Raw genomic sequence first — 19,811 nt, 5'->3', positions numbered from 1 at the left:
GATCTTCGAGGAGCCCACCGTGTCCGACCACTCCTACGAGGTCTCCGTCCACTGGACCGGCGACCGCGGCACCGGAACGAGCGGCTACCGCGACTACGGGCGCGACCACGACGTCCGCGCCGCGGGCAAGCACGGCATCGAGGGCTCCGCCGACCCGACGTTCCGTGGGGACCGCGACCGATGGAACCCCGAGGAGCTCGTCGTCGCGTCCCTCGCCCAGTGCCACATGCTGAGCTACCTCCACGTCGCCGTGACCGAGGGCTTCACCGTCGTCGACTACGAGGACCGCGCCACGGCCAGCCTCAACCTCAACCGCGACGGCTCCGGGGAGCTCACCGAGGCGACGCTGCACCCGGTGGTCACCATCCTCGAGGCGGACCGCGTCGCCGACGCCGAGGCCGCGCACGCCACCGCGAACAGCCTCTGCTTCATCGCACGCTCGGTGGCCTTTCCTGTGCACCACGTCCCGCACACCAAGGTCCGTGCGGCAGACTAGGTCCTCGTGAAGCGTCTGCGTCTCCTCCCGATCGCCCTCGTCCCCGCCGTCGTGCTGGGACTCGCCGCGTGCTCCGGATCCGGGTCGAGCGACTCGACCGCCACCCCGAGTGCGTCGTCGAGCGCGACCGCCGCGGCCATCACGTCCTGCCCCGACCCGGGTTCGGCGTCGAAGGCGATCAGGGTGTCCGGTGCGTTCGGCGGCAGCACGGCACCGACGGTGAAGTTCACGGGCGGCCTCACGGCGAGCAAGCCCCAGGCGAGCACGGTCGTGCGCGGCAAGGGTGCGTCGCTGGACGAGGGCGACTACGCGCAGGTCTCGTACAGCGTGTACCAGGCGTCGGACGCGAAGAAGCTCGGCACGGTCGGCTTCGACCAGGGCAACCCGCAGGTCCTCTCGGTGGGCGGTTCGGGCTTCGGCGCCCTCCTGGCGTGCTCGAAGGTCGGTGACCGCATCGCGGCGGTCGGTCAGTCGTCGGCGCTCGGCTTCAACACCGGCGGCGAGATCGTCGTCGTCGCCGACGTCGTGGCGCAGACCCCGACGAAGGCCACCGGGAAGGCCCAGCAGCAGGACCCGAAGCTCCCGACCGTGCAGGACAAGGCGGACGGCGAGCCGGAGATCACCATCCCCAAGGGCGTCGCGGCACCGTCGAAGACCACGCCCGAAGTCATCAAGCAGGGCACCGGCGACACCATCGCCGACGGCGACACCGCGCTCGTGCAGTACAAGGGCGTCGTCTACGACACCGGCAAGGAGTTCGACTCCTCGTGGTCGAAGGGCGTCCCGACGACCTTCACCATCTCCGAGGGCTCGCTCATCAAGGGCTTCGTGACCGGGCTGGTCGGCCAGAAGGTCGGCTCGCAGGTCCTCATCGTCGTCACGCCGGAGGACGGCTACGGCGCGAACCCGCAGGAGGGCTCGGGCATCCCGAAGAACGCCACGCTCGTCTTCGTCGTCGACATCCTCGCCAAGGGCTGACCGTGCGCCAGAAGCGGCGCATCGCGATCCTCGGCAGCACCGGCTCGATCGGCACCCAGGCACTCGACGTCGTCGCCCGCAACCCCGACCGCTTCGAGGTCGTCGGCCTCACCGCCGGCAGCAACCGCGCCGTGGTCGCCGAGCAGGCCGCACGCTTCGGCGTCCGTGACACTGCCTTCGGCGCCGCGGACACCGAACGCCTGGTCCGCAGCGTCGAGGCCGACGTCGTCCTCAACGGCATCACCGGGTCGGTCGGCCTCGGCCCCACCCTGGCCGCGCTCGAGTCCGGCGCCACGCTGGCGCTGGCGAACAAGGAGAGCCTCATCGTGGGCGGCCCGCTCGTGCAGGCCGCCGCTGCACCCGGCCAGATCGTCCCGGTCGACAGCGAGCACTCCGCCATCGCCCAGGCGCTCCGCTCCGGCACGACGGACGAGGTCCGCCGGCTCGTGCTCACCGCGAGCGGTGGCCCGTTCCGCGGGCGGTCGCGCGCGGACCTCACGGACGTCACCCCGGCCGAGGCGCTCGCCCACCCGACGTGGGACATGGGCCTCGTGGTCACGACGAACTCGGCGACGCTCGTCAACAAGGGCCTCGAGGTCATCGAGGCCCACCTGCTCTTCGACGTCCCCTACGACCGCATCGACGTGACGGTGCACGCGCAGTCGATCGTGCACTCGATGGTCGAGTTCGTCGACGGCTCGACGATCGCACAGGCGTCGCCGCCGGACATGCGGCTGCCCATCGCCCTCGGTCTCGCGTGGCCCGACCGGGTCCCGGGCGTCGGGGTGCCGCTCGACTGGACGTCGGCGAGCACCTGGACGTTCGAGCCCCTCGACGACGAGGCCTTCGGTGCAGTCGCCCTCGCGAAGCGCGTCGGGCAGCTCGGGGGGACGTTCCCGGCCGTGTTCAACGCGGCGAACGAGCAGGCCGTGGCCGCGTTCCACGCGGGAGCGATCGGTTTCCTCGACATCGTCGACACGGTCGAGCGCGTGGTCGACGAGCACACGGCGGGGGAGCCCTCCCTCGAGGGCGTGCTGGCAGCGGGTCGCTGGGCGCGCACCGCGGCCGACCGCATGCTGTCCCGCTGAGGCGAGTCGCGCCTCCCGTCCGTCAGCACGGCTGCGGGAGCAGACGGACCGGGCGGTCCAGGAGGCGCGGCGCACCTCCCAGGGTGCGCTCGGCTCGGTCATGGGAACCGTCCCGTACCCTTTCCCGGTGACCGTCGAAACCGTCCTGCTCTTCGTCCTCGGCGTGGTCGTCTTCATCATCGGCCTGCTGGTCTCGATCGGACTCCACGAGCTGGGGCACCTGTCCTTCGCGAAGCTGTTCAACGTCAAGGTGACCCAGTACTCGCTGGGCTTCGGCAAGGCGATCTGGTCGTTCAGGCGGGGCGAGACCGAGTACGGCATCCGCCCGATCCTGCTCGGCGGCTACATCTCGATGGTCGGCATGCTCAAGCCGCGGGCGTCCGGGCGACCGAGTGCGATCACGAACACGGGCATGTACGGCGCCTTCGTGCAGGACGCCCGGCAGGCGAGCGCCGAGCAGATCGCGGACTCCGGCGGCGACGACTCGCGTGCGTTCTACCGGTTGACCCCGTGGAAGCGGATCATCGTGATGGTCGCTGGTCCGGCGATGAACCTCGTGATCGGCATCGTGCTGTTCGGGGTGCTGCTCGTCGGGTTCGGTGCGCCGACGACCACGTTCACATCGAGCGTCGACTGCGTGCTGCCGACGAGCCAGGCGACGACGTGCACCTCCGGGGACGCCGTCTCGCCGGCGAAGCAGGCCGGCATCCGGTCGGGCGACGTCGTGCTCTCGGTCGACGGGAAGCAGGACCCGACGATCGCCCAGGTCTCCGAGGTCTTCCAGCGGTCCGCCGGCGAGGACGTCACCGTCGTGGTGTCCCGCGGCGGCGCCGAGAAGACGCTGCACATCACGCCGACGACCGCCACGCGGGACGTCTACACAGCCGACGGCACGGTCGCGAAGAACGACGACGGCAGCACGAAGACGCAGCAGGTCGGCGTCGTCGGCGTGAGCATCGGCCAGTCGCTCGTGCGGCAGTCGCCGGCCGCGGTACTGCCGGCCACCGGGGCGCAGATCTCGGCGTCGGCGCACCTCATCATCGACCTGCCGCAGCGGCTCGTCGCGGTGTGGAACGCGGCGTTCGGCTCGCAGGAGCGGTCGCAGGACAGCCCGGTGTCGGTCGTCGGCGTCGGCCGCGCGATCGGCGAGGTCTCGTCGATGAGCGGCGTGCCGGTGGTCGACAAGGCGTACACGATCCTCGGACTGCTCGCCTCGCTGAACATCGGCCTGTTCGTCCTGAACATGGTGCCGCTCCTGCCGCTGGACGGTGGCCACATCGCCGGCGCGCTGTGGGAGGCCGTGAAGCGCCGCTCCTTCACGCTGGTCGGCAAGGCGGACCCGGGGCCGATCGACCTCGCGAAGACGATGCCGCTGACGATGGTCGTCGTGGTCCTGCTCGCCGGCATGAGCGCCCTGCTCATCTACGCCGACATCGTCCGCCCCGTGAACCTGTTCGGGTAGCGACGACCTCTCGGCCGCGCACTACGCTTTCGCACATGAGCACAGCTCCGGAAGTCCGCACGGTCGAGCGGCAGGGCACCGACGTCATCGCCGAGTCCGACCGGAAGGGACGTCCGAGGGACCTCTTCTGGCCGTGGTTCGCGGCGAACATCTCGGTGCTCGGCCTGTCGTACGGCTCGTTCGTCCTCGGGTTCGGCATCTCCTTCTGGCAGGCCACGATCGTCTCCGTCATCGGGGTCGCGTTCTCGTTCCTGCTGTGCGGGATCGTCGCCATCGCCGGTAAACGAGGCTCGGCACCGACGATGGTGCTCGGCCGCGCGGCGTTCGGCGTCCGGGGGAACCGGCTGCCGGCGTTCCTCAGCTGGATCCTCACCGTCGGGTGGGAGACCGCGCTCGCGTCGGCGGCGGTCCTGGCCACGTCGACGGTGTTCCGGGAGCTCGGGTGGGACGGCGGCGTCCTGACGAAGCTCGTCGCACTCGTGGTCGTCGCCGCACTCGTCGTCGGTGCGGGCATCGCCGGGTTCGACGTGATCATGCGGCTGCAGACGTGGATCACCGTCATCACCGCGGTGCTGACGATCGTCTACGTGGTGCTCGCGCTGCCCTCGATCGACCTCGGTGCGATCACCGCGCTGCCGGCCGGGAGCGCCCAGAACGTCGTCGGCGCCCTCGTGCTCGTGATGACCGGGTTCGGCCTCGGTTGGGTGAACGCCGCCGCGGACTACTCGCGGTACCTGCCACGGTCGGCCTCGACCCGCGGGGTCGTCTGGTGGACCACGTTCGGCGGGGCGCTCGCGCCGATCGTGCTCGTCGTGCTCGGCGTCCTGCTCGCCGGCTCGTCGAAGGACCTCAACACGGCGATCGCCGCCGACCCGATCGGTGCGCTGACGACCGTGCTGCCGGTGTGGTTCCTCATCCCGTTCGCCCTCGTCGCGGTGCTCGGGCTCGTCGGCGGTGCGGTGCTCGACATCTACAGCTCCGGACTGGCCCTGCTCAGCGCCGGCATCCGCATCCCGAGGCCCGTCGCGGCCGGGGTCGACGGCGTGTTCATGGTGGCGGGCGCCGTGTACGTGGTGTTCTTCGCCGACTCGTTCATCAAGCCGTTCCAGGCGTTCCTCGTGACGCTCGGCGTGCCGATCGCCGCGTGGTGCGGGGTCTTCGTCGCCGACGTCGTGATCCGCCGGGCGCCCTACGCGGAGCGGGAGCTCGAGGACCGCCGTGGCCGGTACGGCGACGTGCGCTGGCTCGCCGTCGGTCTCGTCGTCGTGGGGACCGCGCTCGGCTGGGGCCTGGTGACGAACACGTACGGCGTGCCGTCCTGGCTCAACTGGCAGGGGTACCTGCTCAAGCCGTTCGGCCTCGGCGGGCGCACCGGTGCCTGGGCGTACGCGAACCTCGGGGTGCTCGTGGCGCTCGTCGTCGGGTTCCTCGGCACCCTGCTGTTCGCCCGCGGCTCGGTCCGCCGGCAGGAGCAGGCATGAGCGCGGTCGAGGCCGCCGTCGCCGGGGTACCGGAGGACGCGTGGCTCGTCGTCGTCGACATGCAGGAGGTCTTCACGGGCGAGAGCCCCTGGGCCACCGGGCGCTTCGACCACGCCGCCGCCGGGATCGAGCGCCTGCTCCCGCGGTTCACCGGCCGCACGGTGTTCACCCGCTTCGTCGCTCCGGAGCACCCGCGGGGTGCCTGGGTGCCCTACTACCGGGACTGGTCGTTCGCGCTCGTGCCGGACACCGACCCGCTCTGGGACCTGACCGAACCGTTCGCGACGGCCGCGGCGGACCGACGCGACCCCGTCGTCACCGAGACGACCTTCGGCAAGTGGGGGACGCGCCTCCAGGCCGTCACCGGCGACCACCCGCACCTCGTCCTGGTCGGGGTGTCCACCGACTGCTGCGTCCTGTCGACCGCGCTGGCGGCCGCGGACGCCGGCGCGACGGTGACCGTCGTGGCGGACGCGTGCGCCGGGGCGAGCGACGAGGACCACGAGCGCGCCCTCGCGGCGATGCGGCTCTACGCGCCGCTCATCACCGTCGTCTGAGCATCACGCGTGCGCGGGGCTGGGCGTCACCGGGAGCGCGTAGAGTGCACCTCGTGCCTGCAGTGAACCTCGGTCTGCCGAAAGTCCCCGAAACCCTGAGCCCGCGCCGCAAGTCCCGGCAGATCCGGGTCGGCAAGGTGCTCGTGGGCGGCGACGCGCCGGTGTCCGTCCAGTCGATGACCACGACGCCGACGACGAACATCAACGCGACCCTCCAGCAGATCGCCGAGCTCACGGCGTCCGGCTGCGACATCGTCCGCGTGGCGGTGCCGAGCCAGGACGACGCCGACGCGCTGCCGATCATCGCGAAGAAGTCGCAGATCCCGGTGATCGCCGACATCCACTTCCAGCCGAAGTACGTCTTCCAGGCCATCGACGCCGGGTGTGCCGCGGTCCGCGTGAACCCGGGCAACATCCGGAAGTTCGACGACCAGGTCGGCGCCATCGCCAAGGCCGCGAAGGACGCCGGCGTCTCGCTCCGCATCGGCGTCAACGCCGGTTCCCTCGAGCCGAGCCTGCTGCAGAAGTACGGCAAGGCGACGCCCGAGGCGCTCGTCGAGTCCGCCGTGTGGGAAGCCTCCCTGTTCGAGGAGCACGACTTCCACGACTTCAAGATCTCGGTCAAGCACAACGACCCGATCGTCATGGTGAAGGCCTACCGGCAGCTCGCCGCGGCGGGGGACTGGCCGCTGCACCTCGGCGTGACCGAGGCCGGCCCGGAGTTCCAGGGCACCATCAAGAGCGCCACGGCGTTCGGCATCCTGCTGGCCGAGGGCATCGGCGACACAATCCGCGTGTCCCTCTCCGCCCCGCCCGCGCAAGAGGTCAAGGTCGGCCTGCAGATCCTGCAGTCGCTCAACCTCCGCGAGCGCAAGCTCGAGATCGTCTCGTGCCCCAGCTGCGGCCGGGCCCAGGTCGACGTCTACCAGCTGGCGAACGACGTGACGAAGGGGCTCGAGGGCATGACCGTGCCACTCCGCGTCGCCGTCATGGGCTGTGTCGTGAACGGCCCGGGCGAGGCGCGTGAGGCCGACCTCGGCGTCGCGTCCGGCAACGGCAAGGGGCAGATCTTCGTCAAGGGCGAGGTCATCAAGACGGTTCCGGAAGCCGAGATCGTCGAGACCCTCATCACCGAGGCGAACCGTCTCGCCGACGAGATGGGGCCGGCGGCCGGCACCGGCAAGCCGCTCGTCGTCACGTCGTAGGCGCGCGCGGGCGCGCGCAGCGCTTTCGTGAGCAGAAGAGGTCGGGTCGCGCGAACGCACCCGACCTCTTCTGCTCACGAAGTGCCGCACACCGGACCGAACGCAGGGCGGGAGGCACGGTGCCAGCCCGCACCGCGCCTCCCGACCGCAGACGCCCGCCGCACCCACTCCCACGCGCCGCTAGGCTTGCCCCGTGGTCACACGGCTTTCGCATCTGTTCCTCCGTACGCTCCGCGACGACCCCTCCGACGCCGAGGTGACGAGCGCGAAGCTCCTCGTCCGCGCCGGCTACGTCCGTCGCCAGTCCCCGGGGATCTTCGCGTGGTTGCCGCTCGGTCTGAGGGTCCGCGCCCGCATCGAGGCGATCATCCGCGACGAGATGGTCGCCGCCGGCGCGCAGGAGGTCCTGCTCCCGGCGCTCCTGCCGCGCGAGCCGTACGAGGCGACGAACCGCTGGACCGAGTACGGCGACGGCATGTTCCGCCTGCAGGACCGCAAGGGCGCCGACTACCTGCTCGCGCCCACGCACGAGGAGATGTTCGCGCTCCTGGTGAAGGACCTGTACGGCTCGTACAAGGACCTCCCCGTCACGCTGTTCCAGATCCAGGACAAGTACCGCGACGAGGCACGCCCCCGCGCCGGACTCCTGCGCGGCCGCGAGTTCACCATGAAGGACGCGTACTCGTTCGACCTCACCGACGAGGGCCTCGAGCGCAGCTACCAGGTCATGCGCGACGCCTACGAGAAGATCTTCGCCCGACTCGGTCTCGAGTACGTCATCGTCAAGGCGGACGCCGGCGCGATGGGCGGCTCGAAGTCCGAGGAGTTCCTGCACCCGATCGGCGTCGGCGAGGACACCTTCGTCCGCAGTGCCGGCGGCTACGCGGCCAACGTCGAGGCCTACGTCACCCCGGTGCCGGAGGCCCTGCCGATCGAAGGGCAGCCCGAACCCGTGCTCCTGCCCGCGTCGGACACCCCGACGATCGAGACGCTCGTGGCGCACGCGAACGAGATCGCACCGCGCGAGGGCGCCCCCTGGACGGCCGCCGACACGCTGAAGAACGTCGTGCTCGCCCTGACGCACCTCGACGGCACGCGCGAGATCGTCGTCGTCGGGCTCCCCGGTGACCGCGACGTCGACCTGAAGCGCGCCGAGGTGGCCTTCGCCCCGGCAGAGGTCGAGCCCGCCGGTGACGACGACTTCCGCAAGCACAAGAGCCTTGTCAAGGGCTACATCGGCCCGCAGGTCCTCGGTGCCGAGAGCACGACGGGCATCCGCTACTTCGTCGACCCCCGCGTGGTCGACGGCACCGCGTGGATCACGGGCGCGAACGAGCGCGGCGTGCACGTCTCCGGCCTCGTCGCCGGTCGTGACTTCGTGGCCGACGGCGTCGCCGAGGTGTCCGACGTCCGTGCCGGTGATCCGGCCCCCGACGGCTCCGGCCCGCTCGAGACCGCGCGCGGCATGGAGATCGGCCACGTCTTCCAGCTCGGCCGCAAGTACGCCGAGGCGCTCGGCCTCAAGGTGCAGGACGAGAACGGCAAGCTCGCCACGGTCACGATGGGCTCGTACGGCATCGGCGTGACGCGCATCCTCGCCATCCTCGCCGAGGCGCACAACGACGAGAAGGGCCTCGCCTGGCCGAAGAACGTCGCACCGTTCGACGTGCACGTCGTCGCGACCGGCAAGGACGAGGTCGCCTACGACCTGGCCACGTCGATCGTCGCCGAGCTCGAGGGCGAACGGTTCGAGGTCCTCTACGACGACCGTCCGAAGGTCTCGCCCGGCGTGAAGCTGCGCGACGCCGAGCTCCTCGGCATGCCGATCGTCGTCGTCGCCGGTCGCGGCGCCGCCGACGGCGTCGTCGAACTGTGGAACCGGGCGAGCGGCGAACGCCGCGACATGCCGGTCGCCGAGCTGCTCGAGGCGGTCCGCGCGATCTAGCGGGTCACGTCCCCGACGTGACGACACGACGGACGGGAGGCGCGGTGCCAGCTGGCACCGTGCCTCCCGTCCGTCGTCCGGCCGGGTCCGCGACCCGCAGTGCGGTAGTCTGGTCGCCGACTTCCGCGCGGTTCCATCCGCGGGAGCGACTCATCTGAATACGGAGGCCCTCGGTGAAGATCGATCTCGCAGTCCTGCGACTCATGGAGCGTGAGCGGGAGATCCCGTTCGACGAACTCGTCCAGATCATCGAACAGGCCATCCTGACGGCGTACCAGAAGCACCGCACCGAGAACGAGGAGCCCGTCGACGCGGACGTCCGCGTCGAGCTCGACCGCAAGTCGGGCGAGGTCTCGGTCTACGTGCCCGAGCGCGACGACGAGGGCACCGTGATCGGCGAGGCCGTCGACCAGCCCAGCGACTTCGGTCGCATCGCCGCGTTCGCCGCCAAGCAGGTCATCAACCAGCGCCTGCGCGACATCGGCGACGACAAGATCCTCGGTGAGTTCCGCGGCAAGGAAGGCGACATCGTCGCGGGCATCGTCCAGCAGGGCCCGAACCCGAAGATGGTGCACGTCGACCTCGGCACGGTCGAGGCGATCCTGCCGCCGGAGGAGCAGGTGCCCGGCGAGGACTACAAGCACGGTGCACGGCTGCGCGTCTACGTGACGAGCGTCGGCCGCGGCATGAAGGGTCCGCAGATCACGGTCTCGCGCACCCACCCCGGCCTGGTGCGCAAGCTGTTCGCGCTCGAGGTCCCGGAGATCGCGTCCGGAGTCGTGGAGATCACCTCGCTCGCGCGCGAGGCCGGCCACCGCACGAAGATCGCGGTCAAGGCGAACGAGCCCGGTGTGAACGCGAAGGGTGCGTGCATCGGCGAGCTCGGTGCCCGCGTCCGTGCCGTGACGACGGAGCTCGGCGCCGAGAAGATCGACATCGTCGACTACTCGTCCGACCTGGCGTCGTTCGTCGCCAGCGCCCTGTCGCCGGCCAAGGTGACGAGCGCCTTCGTGCTCGACGCCTCGACGAAGGCCGTCCGCGCCCTCGTGCCGGACTACCAGCTGTCGCTCGCGATCGGCAAGGAAGGGCAGAACGCCCGCCTCGCCGCGAAGCTCACGGGCGCCCGGATCGACATCCAGCCGGACTCGATCCTGGACGGCGAGGACTGACGGTTTCGCTCGTGGCACGTCCGGTCCGGGCGTGCCGGATCGCGGTCGTCGAGAGGGAGGAGTAAGGTGGTTCCCGTCAGAACATGCATCGGCAGTCGCCGTCGTGCTCCCCGGTCCTCCCTCCTCCGTGTCGTCGCCCTGAGCGACGGTCGTGTTGTGGCGGACCCGAAGGCAGTCATGCCGGGGCGGGGAGCGTGGCTCACCCCGACCGTCGAAGCACATGATCAGGCCGTCAAGCGCAAGGCGTACCGCCGGGCACTCCGGCTCGATCATGAACCGGACACGTCCGCGGTGCGTGACTACCTCGAAGCGCTCCGGCGCCCCGAACCACAGGCACGCGACCAGGACATGACAGAACAGGCTGAACGGCTTATGGACAACTGATGAGCGGCTCGAAATGAGACCCGTCATCCATTGAGTCCTGCCCCTCCACGGGGTGGGACCCGTGAAGGAGAACAGTGGCAAAACCACGCGTACACGAGATCGCATCCGAACTCGGTGTCGACAGCAAGACCGCAATGGAGAAGCTCAAGGAACTCGGCGAGTTCGTCAAGGGCCCGAGCTCCAGTGTCGAACCCCCCGTCGCGCGCAAGCTCCGTGCTGCGCTGCAGGCTGACGGCGCCTCGGCGTCGAAGCCCGCTGCGGCACAGACCCCGAGCGCGCCGGCCAAGACCGCGGCGCCGAAGTCGGGCGCACCGAAGCCCGGCGGCCCCCGCCCGGGTCCGGCCCGTCCGGCACCCACCCCCGAGCCCGAGCCCGAGGTGCAGGCGCCCGCCGCCGACGTGCCGACCCCGGCCGCCCCGAAGTCCGTCGCCCAGCGACAGGCCGAGGCCGAGGCCGCTCGCAAGGCCGCCGCTGCCGAGAAGGCCGCTGCCGAGAAGGCCGCTGCCGAGCAGTCCGGCGACGCCGGTCCCGACGCAGCAGCCGAGCCGAAGGACGACGCCGTCAAGCCCGGCGGCGCACCGAAGCCCGGTGCCGCAGCCGGCCCCAAGCCGGGTGGCCCGAAGCCGGGCGCACGCCCCGGCAACAACCCCTACGCGTCGAGCCAGGGCATGGGCTCGCGCCCGCCGCGTCCGGGCAACAACCCGTACTCGTCCAACCAGGGCATGGGCCAGCGCCCCGCCGCCGGTGCCGGTGGCGGCAACGGCATCCCGCGTCCGGCCCCGCCGCGTCCGGGTGCTCCCCGTCCGGGTGCTCCGCGTCCCGGTGGTCCCGGCCAGGCAGGCCGTCCGAACGGCTTCGGGCAGCGCCCGGGCCAGGGTGGCGGCGGTCGTGGCGGCCCCGGTGGTCGTCCGGGTGGTGCCGGTGGTGCCGGTGGCGGCTTCCCGCGTCCGGCCTTCAGCGGCCCGCGTCCCGCCGGTGGCGGTGGCCGCGGTCGTGGCCCCGGTGGCGGTACCGCTGGTGCGTTCGGTCGCGGTGGCGGCAAGAGCCGTGCCCGCAAGTCGAAGCGGACGAAGCGCGCCGAGTACGAGATGCGGCAGGCGCCGTCGCTCGGCGGTGTGCAGGTCCCTCGTGGTGACGGCAACACGGTCGTCCGTCTGCGTCGCGGTGCGAGCATCTCGGACTTCGCGGACAAGATCGACGCGAGCCCCGGCAACCTGGTGACGGTGCTGTTCCACCTCGGTGAGATGGCGACCGCGACCGAGTCGCTGGACGAGGCCACGTTCGAGGTCCTCGGCGAGGAGCTGGGCTACAAGATCCAGATCGTCTCGCCGGAAGACGAGGACAAGGAGCTCCTCGAGGGCTTCGACATCGACCTCGAAGCCGAGCTGGACGACGAGGACGACTCGGTGCTGCAGCAGCGGCCCCCGGTGGTCACCGTCATGGGTCACGTCGACCACGGCAAGACCCGCCTGCTCGACGCGATCCGCAACTCGAAGGTCGTCGAGGGTGAAGCCGGTGGCATCACCCAGCACATCGGTGCGTACCAGATCGTCACCGAGCACGAGGGCATCGAGCGCCCGATCACCTTCATCGACACCCCGGGTCACGAGGCCTTCACGGCCATGCGTGCCCGTGGTGCCCAGGTGACGGACATCGCGATCCTCGTGGTCGCGGCGGACGACGGCATCATGCCCCAGACGATCGAGGCACTGAACCACGCGCAGTCGGCCGGTGTGCCGATCGTGGTCGCGGTGAACAAGATCGACAAGGAAGGCGCGAACCCGGCCAAGGTCCGCCAGCAGCTCACCGAGTACAACCTGGTGGCCGAGGAGTACGGCGGCGACGTCATGTTCGTCGACGTGTCGGCTCGTCAGAACATCGGCATCCAGGACCTCCTGGACGCCGTGCTGCTCACGGCCGACGCCGGTCTCGACCTGCGTGCGAACCCCGACAAGGACGCCCGCGGTGTGGCGATCGAAGCACGCCTCGACAAGGGCCGTGGTTCGGTTGCGACCGTGCTCATCCAGTCCGGCACACTGCACGTCGGCGACGCCATCGTGGCGGGGACGGCCTACGGCCGCGTCCGTGCGATGACCGACGAGAACGGCGTGGCGGTCAAGGCCGCGACGCCGAGCCGTCCGGTCCAGGTGCAGGGTCTGTCCTCGGTGCCCCGCGCCGGTGACACCTTCCTCGTCACCGAAGAGGACCGCACGGCACGTCAGATCGCCGAGAAGCGTGAAGCCGCCGAGCGCAACGCCCAGCTGGCCAAGGCCCGCAAGCGCATCTCGCTCGAGGACTTCACCCGTGCACTCGAAGAGGGCAAGGTCGACTCGCTCAACCTCATCATCAAGGGTGACGTCTCCGGTGCCGTCGAGGCACTCGAGCAGTCGCTCCTGGACATCGAGGTCGACGACAGCGTCCAGCTCCGGATCCTGCACCGCGGCGTCGGTGCGATCACGGAGTCGGACATCGACCTGGCCACGATCGACAACGCGATCGTCGTCGGCTTCAACGTCCGCCCGGACGTCAAGGCCCGCGAGCGTGCAGCGCGCGAAGGCATCGACGTGCGCTTCTACTCGGTCATCTACAACGCACTCGAGGACATCGAGCAGTCCCTCAAGGGCATGCTCAAGCCCGAGTACGAAGAGGTCCAGTCGGGTGTCGCCGAGATCCGCGAGGTGTTCCGTTCCTCGAAGTTCGGCAACATCGCGGGTGTCATCGTCCGCTCCGGCACGATCACGCGCAACGCCAAGGCGCGCGTCATCCGCGAAGGCGTGGTGCTCGCCGATGGTCTGGCCATCGAGTCGCTGCGTCGCTTCAAGGACGACGTGACCGAGGTCCGCACGGACTTCGAAGCCGGTATCGGTCTGGGCAAGTTCAACGACATCCAGATCGGCGACGAGATCGAGACCACCGAGCTCGTCGAGAAGCCGCGCGACTGATCGCGTGACTACCCTGGGCCCCGGCTTCCTTCACGGGAGGTCGGGGCCCAGCCCCGTTCCAGAGCAAGACATCTCCACAGGAGGCACCCATGGCCGATCCGCAGCGCGCACGCAAGATGGCGGACCGCATCAAGGAAGTCGTCGCACGCCGACTCGACAAGGGCCTTCGCGACCCGCGACTCGGGTTCGTGACGATCACCGACGTCCGTGTGACCGGTGACCTGCAGCACGCGTCGATCTTCTACACCGTGTACGGCACCGACGAGGAGCGTGCCGACTCCGCCGCGGCGCTCAAGGCCGCGACCGGGATGCTCCGGTCCGAGGTCGGCAAGAACATCACCGCTCGTCTGACCCCGTCGCTCGAGTTCATCGCCGACGCCCTGCCGGAGACCTCGGCGCACATGGAGGACCTGCTCGTGCAGGCCCAGGTGCGCGACGAGCAGGTCCGTGCAGCCGCGGCCGGCGCGACCTACGCCGGCGACGCCGACCCGTACAAGCACGACGAGGACGAGGACGAGGACGAGGACGACGCCGACGCGGCGCGCGCCTGACCCGTCCGATCAGCCCTCGGGCAGCCGGTAGCCGCTCGCGTCGTCCCCGACGGCCAGTCCGTCGCGCAGGAGCGACGCGAGCGCCCGGTCCCGCTGCTCGGCGTCGGGCCACACCGGTTCGATCTCGTCGCGCGTGACGGGGACGTCGCTCGCGCGGAGCTCCGCCATGATGAGCCCGCGCACCTGCCGGTCGCTGCCGGCGAACTTCGCCTGCTTCGGCGCGCGTGGGCCCTCGTGCTCCGGGTAGCCGGCGGCCCGCCACGCGCAGCGGTCGGCGATCGGGCACGCGTCGCACGCGGGGGAGCGGGCGACGCAGACGAGCGCACCGAGCTCCATCACCGCGGCGTTCGTCGCTGCGGCGTCGTCACGGTCGTCCGGCAGCACCGACTCCATCAGCGGGAGGTCCTGCTTCGCCTTCGCCGGGCCCGGTTCGCCCTGGCCGAGCAGGGCGCGGGCGAGGACGCGCCGGACGTTCACGTCGACGACCGGGTGCCGGTCGCCGTACGCGAACACGGCGACCGCCCGGGCCGTGTAGTCCCCGATCCCGGGCAGCGCGAGCAGCGCGTCCACGTCCCGGGGCACCACGTTGTCGTGCTGCTCGGCGATCGCCGTCGCGGCCGCGTGCAGCGCGAGCGCCCGTCTCGGGTAGCCGAGCCGGTCCCAGGCACGCACCGCGTCCGCCGGGGGTGAGGCCGCGAGGTCCGCAGGCGTCGGCCAGCGGGTGAGCCATGCCTCCAGACGGGGCACGACGCGCGCGACCTGCGTCTGCTGCAGCATGATCTCGCTGACCAGCGTGCCCCACGCGGGGAACCCGGGACGCCGCCACGGCAGGTCGCGCGCCTCGGCGCGGAACCAGGCGATGAGCGGCGTCGCGATGTCCGTTCCTCGGGTCGCGTCCTGTGGACGGGTCGGGTTGTCCACATTCGGACTGGAGGCACGACTCGCGTTCACCACGACAGCCTACGGTGGGTGCATGGCACGTTGGGCACCCCAGGAGACCGACACCATGGCCGCGATCGCGGCCGAGGTGATCGCACAGGTCGGCACGAACCGGACGGTCGTCGGCATCGACGGACAGGACGGCGTCGACCTCGAACGCGTGGCCTCCGGGCTCGTCGACGGCTTCCAGCAGCACGGGGTGTCCGCGATGGCCGCCGCCGCGCCGTCGAGCGACGCCGACGCGCTGCGGGCCGACCTCGTCGCGCCGTTCCGGTCCACCGGCGAGGGCCCCGGCATCCTCGTGGTGCACGGACACGGGGTGCTGGCACACGGTGCCCACCGACTCTGGCGCTGGTCGCTGTGGGTGGAGCAGGAGTCCGGCCGCCTCGAACGCCGCGCCGACGTCAAGATCGCCGCGTCCGCGGTGCTGGACGTCACCGACCCCGAGCACCCGCGTCGCGAGTGGAACGACGTCTGCTGAGTCGCCGGAGCGCTGGTAACCTCCTCTGGTGCTCGAAACCGCGCCCGACGGCATCCTCCTCGTCGACAAGCCGCAGGGGATCTCCAGCCACCGGGTCGTCTCCATCGCCCGACGTCGGCTGGGTCTGAAGAAGGTCGGCCACGCCGGCACGCTCGACCCGATGGCGACCGGCCTGCTCCTGCTCGGGATCGGCCCGTCGACCCGGCTCCTGACGCACCTCGTCGGACTCGGCAAGACCTACACCGCCACGATCCGTCTCGGGGTCTCGACCGACTCGGACGACGCCGACGGGACCCCGACCGCGGCCGTGGGCACGTCCTCGGCGGACGTGTCCGGGGCCGCGGTCGAGCGGGCCGTCGCCGCGCAGCGCGGACAGATCTCGCAGGTGCCGTCGACCGTCAGCGCCATCAAGGTCGACGGCCGCCGCGCCTACGACCTCGCGCGCAAGGGTGAAGCGGTCGTCCTGCAGTCCCGGACCGTGACGGTGTCGCGGTTCGACGTCACCGGCCGGGGGGACCGCGTCGTCTCCGTCGACGGCGAGGACGTTGCCGTGATCGACCTCGACGTGGTCGTGTCGTGCTCGTCCGGCACCTACGTGCGCGCGCTGGCCCGTGACGTCGGCGCCGCACTCGGCACCGGCGCCCACCTCACCGCGCTCCGCCGCACCGAGGTCGGCCCCTTCAGCGTCGACGACGCGATCGACCTCGAGGACGAGTCCGTCGACGTCCGGGCCGCACTCGCCCGACCGGTCGACGTCGCCCGCACCCTGTTCCCGTCCGTGCCGCTCGACGCGGCCGCGGCGAAGGACCTCGCCGACGGCAAACGCGTGGCGGCGGACCACCCGGACACCGACGGCCCGGTCGCGGCCGTCGCCACCGAGGGGGACCGGCTCGTCGGGCTCGTCTCGGTGCGACGCGGACTGCTGCGCGTCATCACCAACTTCCCGACGGCATCGGGGGTGGGCGCGTGATCGAGTGGTTCATGTGGGTGCAGCTCGTCATCGCCGTGCTCGCCGGGCTCTTCGCGGTCGTCGTGGGGTTCATCGGCTGGAAGCCGAACGACTACACGGTCGGGTCGCTCGCGCTCATCGAGCTGCTGCTCCTCGCCCAGGGTGTGATCTCCCTCGTCCTGCCGGCGACGGGCAGCCCGCCGGTCGGCAACGCGCTCGAGTTCGGCGTGTACGCGGTCTCGGTGCTCCTCGTCCCGCCGGCGACCATCGTCTGGGCGCTCATCGACCGGACGAAGTGGAGCACGGTGGTCCTCGGGGCCGGTGCGTTCACGGTCGCGGTGATGGTCTACCGGATGTACCAGATCTGGTTCGCCCTGAACTGACCCGCTCGCGTGACCCGGCAACTGCGCGTTCGTCGTGGTGCGTCATCGTGGCCGCCCGCCGTCGGTAGAATCGGTGCAATGGCGACCAGATCCTCCCTCGCGACCGGCATCGGCCGCGTCCTCATCGCCGTCTACGGCATCCTCGCGCTGGCAGCGACGGGACGCAGCGTCGTGCAGATCATCGAGAAGTTCTCGTTCGCACCGTTCGCGTACACCCTCAGCGCCGTCGCCGCGGTCGTGTACATCGTCGCGATGATCGCCCTCATCGTGCCGGGTCGGTTCTGGTACCGCGTGGCCTGCGTCACGATCGTCTTCGAGATGACCGGCGTGCTCGTGATCGGCACGCTGTCGCTCTTCGACCGGCAGCTGTTCCCCGACGACACCATCTGGTCGTACTACGGCATGGGCTACGCCTTCGCGCCGCTGGTGCTGCCGGTGGCCGGACTCTGGTGGCTCCGCAAGCACCACCGCACCGCCACCGCGACCGAGACGACCCCGTCCGCCGTACCGGCCGGCGAGTAGGGACCGACGTGCAGTACTACGACGACACCGCCGACGTGGCGCAGGGCTTCGGGCCGAGCGCGGTCACCATCGGGAAGTTCGACGGGGTCCACGTCGGGCACCGTGCGGTCATCGCGCACCTCGAGCGTGCGGCGCGCGAGCACGGCCTCGTGTCCACGGTCGTGACGTTCGACCGCCACCCACTCGACGTGATCGACCCGGACAAGGTGCCGCCCGCCCTGACGAGCATCGCCCAGCGGCGCGAGCTGCTCGACGACGTCGGGGTCGACGCCACCCTGCTGCTCCGGTTCGACCATGAGCTCCAGTCGAAGGCACCAGAGGCCTTCGTGTCCGAGATCCTCGTCGACACCCTGCACGCCCAGCTCGTGTTCGTCGGCAGCGACTTCCGGTTCGGGGCGAAGGGCGCCGGCGACGTCGCCCTCCTGCGCGAGCTGGGGGAGCAGCACGGCTTCACCGTCGAGCTCATCGACGACGTCGACCTGGTCGACGACGTCCGGCCGGACGGCGAGCGACGGGTGTCCTCGACGTGGATCCGCGAACTCCTCGGGGACGGCCGCGTCGCCGAGGCCGCACGCCTGCTCGGCCGTGAACACGCGGTGCGGAGCGTCGTCGTGCACGGGAACGAGCGCGGTCGGGCGATGGGCTACCCGACGGCGAACCTCGACCCGGCGTCCGAGGGCTTCGTCCCCGCCGACGGCGTCTACGCCGCACGGGTGCTGCACGACGGCACGGTGTACCCGGCTGCCGTCTCGGTCGGCAACAACCCGACGTTCGAGGGCGTGCCGGCGAAGCAGATCGAGGCGCACCTGCTCGACGTGGACATCGACCTCTACGGCGACACGATCTCGGTGCTGTTCGTCTCGTACGTGCGGGGCATGGTGAAGTTCGACTCGATGGACGAGCTCGCCGAGCAGATGCGGCAGGACGACCGCGACATCCGGACGCTGCTGGGGCTCCCCGCCGTCGTCTGACCAGGTACCGACGACGAAGCCCCCGCGACCGAACGGTCGCGGGGGCTTCGTCGTACGGGGCGGATCAGCCGCCGAGGGCGTCGAGCCAGATCTTGCGGGCGTCGAGCGCTTCCTGCGCGTCCTTGATCTTGCGGGCGTCGCCCGAGGCCTGGGCATCGGCTAGCTCCGCTTCGAGCTTGCCGATCGCGTCCTCGAGCTGGCTCGCGAGACCGGTCTGACGGGCCTTGCGCTCCGGGTCGGACGCCTTCCAGTGCTCGTCCTCGAGGCTGCGCACGTGGTCCTCGACCGCGCGGAGACGGTCCTCGATGCGCCGGACGTCACCGCGGGGGACCTTGCCGATCTCGTCCCACCGGCGCTGGATGCCCGTGAGGGTCTTGCGTGCGGCAGCCCGGTCGGTGACCTTCAGGAGCGGCTCGGCCTCGGTCAGGAGCGCCTGCTTCGCTTCGAGGTTGGCCGAGTACTCGACGTTCTCGGCGGCGGCTTCGGCGTGGCGCTGCTCGAACAGCACGTCACCCGCGGCCTTGAAGCGCGCCCAGAGTGCGTCGTCGTGCCGCTTGCCGGCTCGCCCAGCGCCCTTCCAGTCGTCGAGCAGTTCGCGGTACGCCGGGATAGCGTCGGACCCGCGGGGAGCGAGCGCCTCGGCCTGCTGGACGAGCTCCTGCTTGCGGTTGCGGGCGTCGCGGTGCTGCGCGTCGAGCTCGGAGTAGAACGCGCGACGGTGCTGGTCGACGGTCGAGCGGGCCGCGCGGAAACGCTTCCAGAGCTCGTTCGCCTCGTTCTTGGGGATGCGCGGGCCGTCGTGCTGGTGCTGCTGCCACCGCGCGAAGACGTCGTCGAGCTGCGCGGTGATCTGCTTCCACTGCGCCCGTGCCGGGTCGACCGCGGCGAGGGCCTCGGCTTCTTCCACCAGGGCGGTGCGGTGCGCCAGGGCGTCCGCGAGGGCCTGCTGTGCCTGCTCGGCCTGCTCCTTCGTCAGGGAACCGAGCTGCTCGGTCAGGGCGGCGACGCGGGTCTCGAGCGACTTGAGGTCGCCGACGACGCGGGCCTCGGCCACGAGGGCCTGCAGGTGCTCCACCGTGCGGGCGACGTCGTTCGCCGAGGCACCACGCTGGACGCGCTGCTCGGCGATCTTCACCTGCCCCTCGAGGTCGGCGTACTTCCGCGCGAAGTAGGCGAGGGCTTCGTCGGGTGTCGCGTCCGGGTACTCACCGACGGCTTTCTCGGTGTCCTCGTACCGGACGTACACCGTCCCGTTCTCGTCGACCCGCCCCCAGGTCGTTGCTTCGTCAGGTCCCACAGGTCTCGCCT

The 19,811-nt window shown here is 70.8% G+C and carries 19 protein-coding genes; 17 read left to right on the top strand and 2 right to left on the bottom strand.

The window, feature by feature from the left end; translation table 11 throughout:
• Positions 1–19: 19 nt before the first annotated feature.
• The 12 genes from BJK06_RS00535 (at position 20) to rbfA (ending at position 14,258) form a co-directional block, all read left to right on the top strand.
• Positions 20–496, top strand: coding sequence for an OsmC family protein (locus BJK06_RS00535; RefSeq protein ID WP_070419068.1), 477 nt, complete (start codon positions 20–22; stop codon positions 494–496).
• Between the two features lie 6 nt (positions 497–502).
• Positions 503–1,474 carry an FKBP-type peptidyl-prolyl cis-trans isomerase gene (locus BJK06_RS00530; RefSeq protein ID WP_070416276.1) on the top strand — a complete coding sequence of 324 codons (972 nt, stop codon included), beginning with the start codon at positions 503–505 and terminating at the stop codon, positions 1,472–1,474.
• A 2-nt stretch (positions 1,475–1,476) separates the two neighbouring features.
• Positions 1,477–2,562, top strand: coding sequence for a 1-deoxy-D-xylulose-5-phosphate reductoisomerase (dxr, locus tag BJK06_RS00525; protein ID WP_070416275.1), 1,086 nt, complete (start codon positions 1,477–1,479; stop codon positions 2,560–2,562).
• A 127-nt stretch (positions 2,563–2,689) separates the two neighbouring features.
• The gene (locus BJK06_RS00520) at positions 2,690–4,024 is read left to right on the top strand and encodes an RIP metalloprotease (RefSeq protein ID WP_181015120.1); all 1,335 of its coding nucleotides are present in this window, start codon (positions 2,690–2,692) and stop codon (positions 4,022–4,024) included.
• Positions 4,025–4,059: 35 nt separating this feature from the next.
• Positions 4,060–5,505, top strand: a complete 1,446-nt coding sequence (locus BJK06_RS00515) for a cytosine permease (protein ID WP_070416273.1) — start codon at positions 4,060–4,062, stop codon at positions 5,503–5,505.
• Complete coding sequence (locus tag BJK06_RS00510; protein ID WP_070416272.1) at positions 5,502–6,062, top strand: cysteine hydrolase family protein; 561 nt, start codon at positions 5,502–5,504, stop codon at positions 6,060–6,062. Before BJK06_RS00515 ends, BJK06_RS00510 begins: the two co-directional genes overlap by 4 nt.
• A 74-nt stretch (positions 6,063–6,136) precedes the next feature.
• Complete coding sequence (gene ispG, locus BJK06_RS00505) at positions 6,137–7,267, top strand: flavodoxin-dependent (E)-4-hydroxy-3-methylbut-2-enyl-diphosphate synthase (RefSeq protein ID WP_070419067.1); 1,131 nt, start codon at positions 6,137–6,139, stop codon at positions 7,265–7,267.
• 193 nt (positions 7,268–7,460) lie between these two features.
• Entirely contained in the window at positions 7,461–9,212 is a 1,752-nt protein-coding gene (locus BJK06_RS00500; protein WP_070416271.1) for a proline--tRNA ligase, read from the top strand.
• 173 nt (positions 9,213–9,385) lie between these two features.
• Positions 9,386–10,381: a transcription termination factor NusA gene (nusA, locus tag BJK06_RS00495; RefSeq protein WP_070416270.1), complete on the top strand. Its 996-nt coding sequence runs from the start codon at positions 9,386–9,388 to the stop codon at positions 10,379–10,381.
• Between the two features lie 66 nt (positions 10,382–10,447).
• Entirely contained in the window at positions 10,448–10,765 is a 318-nt protein-coding gene (locus BJK06_RS18055; RefSeq protein WP_083294949.1) for a YlxR family protein, read from the top strand.
• 74 nt (positions 10,766–10,839) lie between these two features.
• Complete coding sequence (gene infB / locus BJK06_RS00490) at positions 10,840–13,707, top strand: translation initiation factor IF-2 (RefSeq protein ID WP_070416269.1); 2,868 nt, start codon at positions 10,840–10,842, stop codon at positions 13,705–13,707.
• An 89-nt stretch (positions 13,708–13,796) separates the two neighbouring features.
• Positions 13,797–14,258 (top strand): 30S ribosome-binding factor RbfA, encoded by a 462-nt coding sequence (gene rbfA / locus BJK06_RS00485; RefSeq protein ID WP_070416268.1) that lies wholly within the window; start codon positions 13,797–13,799, stop codon positions 14,256–14,258.
• A gap of 9 nt (positions 14,259–14,267) precedes the next feature.
• On the opposite strand, the gene BJK06_RS00480 is transcribed toward rbfA, so the two are convergent.
• Positions 14,268–15,179 (bottom strand): A/G-specific adenine glycosylase, encoded by a 912-nt coding sequence (locus BJK06_RS00480; RefSeq protein WP_070416267.1) that lies wholly within the window; start codon positions 15,177–15,179, stop codon positions 14,268–14,270.
• 52 nt (positions 15,180–15,231) lie between these two features.
• Here BJK06_RS00480 and BJK06_RS00475 point away from each other — a divergent pair, with 52 nt between their 5' ends.
• The 5 genes from BJK06_RS00475 (at position 15,232) to BJK06_RS00455 (ending at position 18,503) form a co-directional block, all read left to right on the top strand.
• Positions 15,232–15,678, top strand: coding sequence for a hypothetical protein (locus tag BJK06_RS00475; protein ID WP_070416266.1), 447 nt, complete (start codon positions 15,232–15,234; stop codon positions 15,676–15,678).
• A 28-nt stretch (positions 15,679–15,706) separates the two neighbouring features.
• Positions 15,707–16,648, top strand: a complete 942-nt coding sequence (gene truB / locus BJK06_RS00470) for a tRNA pseudouridine(55) synthase TruB (RefSeq protein ID WP_070416265.1) — start codon at positions 15,707–15,709, stop codon at positions 16,646–16,648.
• Positions 16,645–17,010 (top strand): hypothetical protein, encoded by a 366-nt coding sequence (locus BJK06_RS00465; RefSeq protein WP_070416264.1) that lies wholly within the window; start codon positions 16,645–16,647, stop codon positions 17,008–17,010. The genes truB and BJK06_RS00465 overlap by 4 nt, the downstream gene beginning before the upstream one ends.
• A gap of 78 nt (positions 17,011–17,088) precedes the next feature.
• Positions 17,089–17,532, top strand: coding sequence for a hypothetical protein (locus BJK06_RS00460; protein WP_070416263.1), 444 nt, complete (start codon positions 17,089–17,091; stop codon positions 17,530–17,532).
• Positions 17,533–17,540: 8 nt separating this feature from the next.
• Complete coding sequence (locus BJK06_RS00455) at positions 17,541–18,503, top strand: bifunctional riboflavin kinase/FAD synthetase (RefSeq protein WP_070416262.1); 963 nt, start codon at positions 17,541–17,543, stop codon at positions 18,501–18,503.
• A gap of 64 nt (positions 18,504–18,567) precedes the next feature.
• On the opposite strand, the gene BJK06_RS00450 is transcribed toward BJK06_RS00455, so the two are convergent.
• A complete protein-coding gene (locus tag BJK06_RS00450; protein WP_175473779.1) occupies positions 18,568–19,800 on the bottom strand; it encodes a DUF349 domain-containing protein in 1,233 nt (410 codons plus the stop codon).
• Positions 19,801–19,811: the final 11 nt, after the last annotated feature.

The organism is Curtobacterium sp. BH-2-1-1 (assembly GCF_001806325.1).
Classification (GTDB): Bacteria; Actinomycetota; Actinomycetes; order Actinomycetales; family Microbacteriaceae; genus Curtobacterium.
Note: the sequence above shows the minus strand (reverse complement) of the source record. Positions and strands in the feature narration are given on the sequence as shown.

Bases quoted from the DNA above. Each gene is read 5' to 3' on its own strand.
- BJK06_RS00515 (WP_070416273.1), top strand. From the start codon at position 4,060: ATGAGCACAGCTCCGGAAGTCCGCACGGTCGAGCGGCAGGGCACCGAC.
- BJK06_RS00510 (WP_070416272.1), top strand. From the start codon at position 5,502: ATGAGCGCGGTCGAGGCCGCCGTCGCCGGGGTACCGGAGGACGCGTGG.
- rbfA (WP_070416268.1), top strand. From the start codon at position 13,797: ATGGCCGATCCGCAGCGCGCACGCAAGATGGCGGACCGCATCAAGGAA.
- BJK06_RS00475 (WP_070416266.1), top strand. From the start codon at position 15,232: ATGGCACGTTGGGCACCCCAGGAGACCGACACCATGGCCGCGATCGCG.
- BJK06_RS00460 (WP_070416263.1), top strand. From the start codon at position 17,089: ATGGCGACCAGATCCTCCCTCGCGACCGGCATCGGCCGCGTCCTCATC.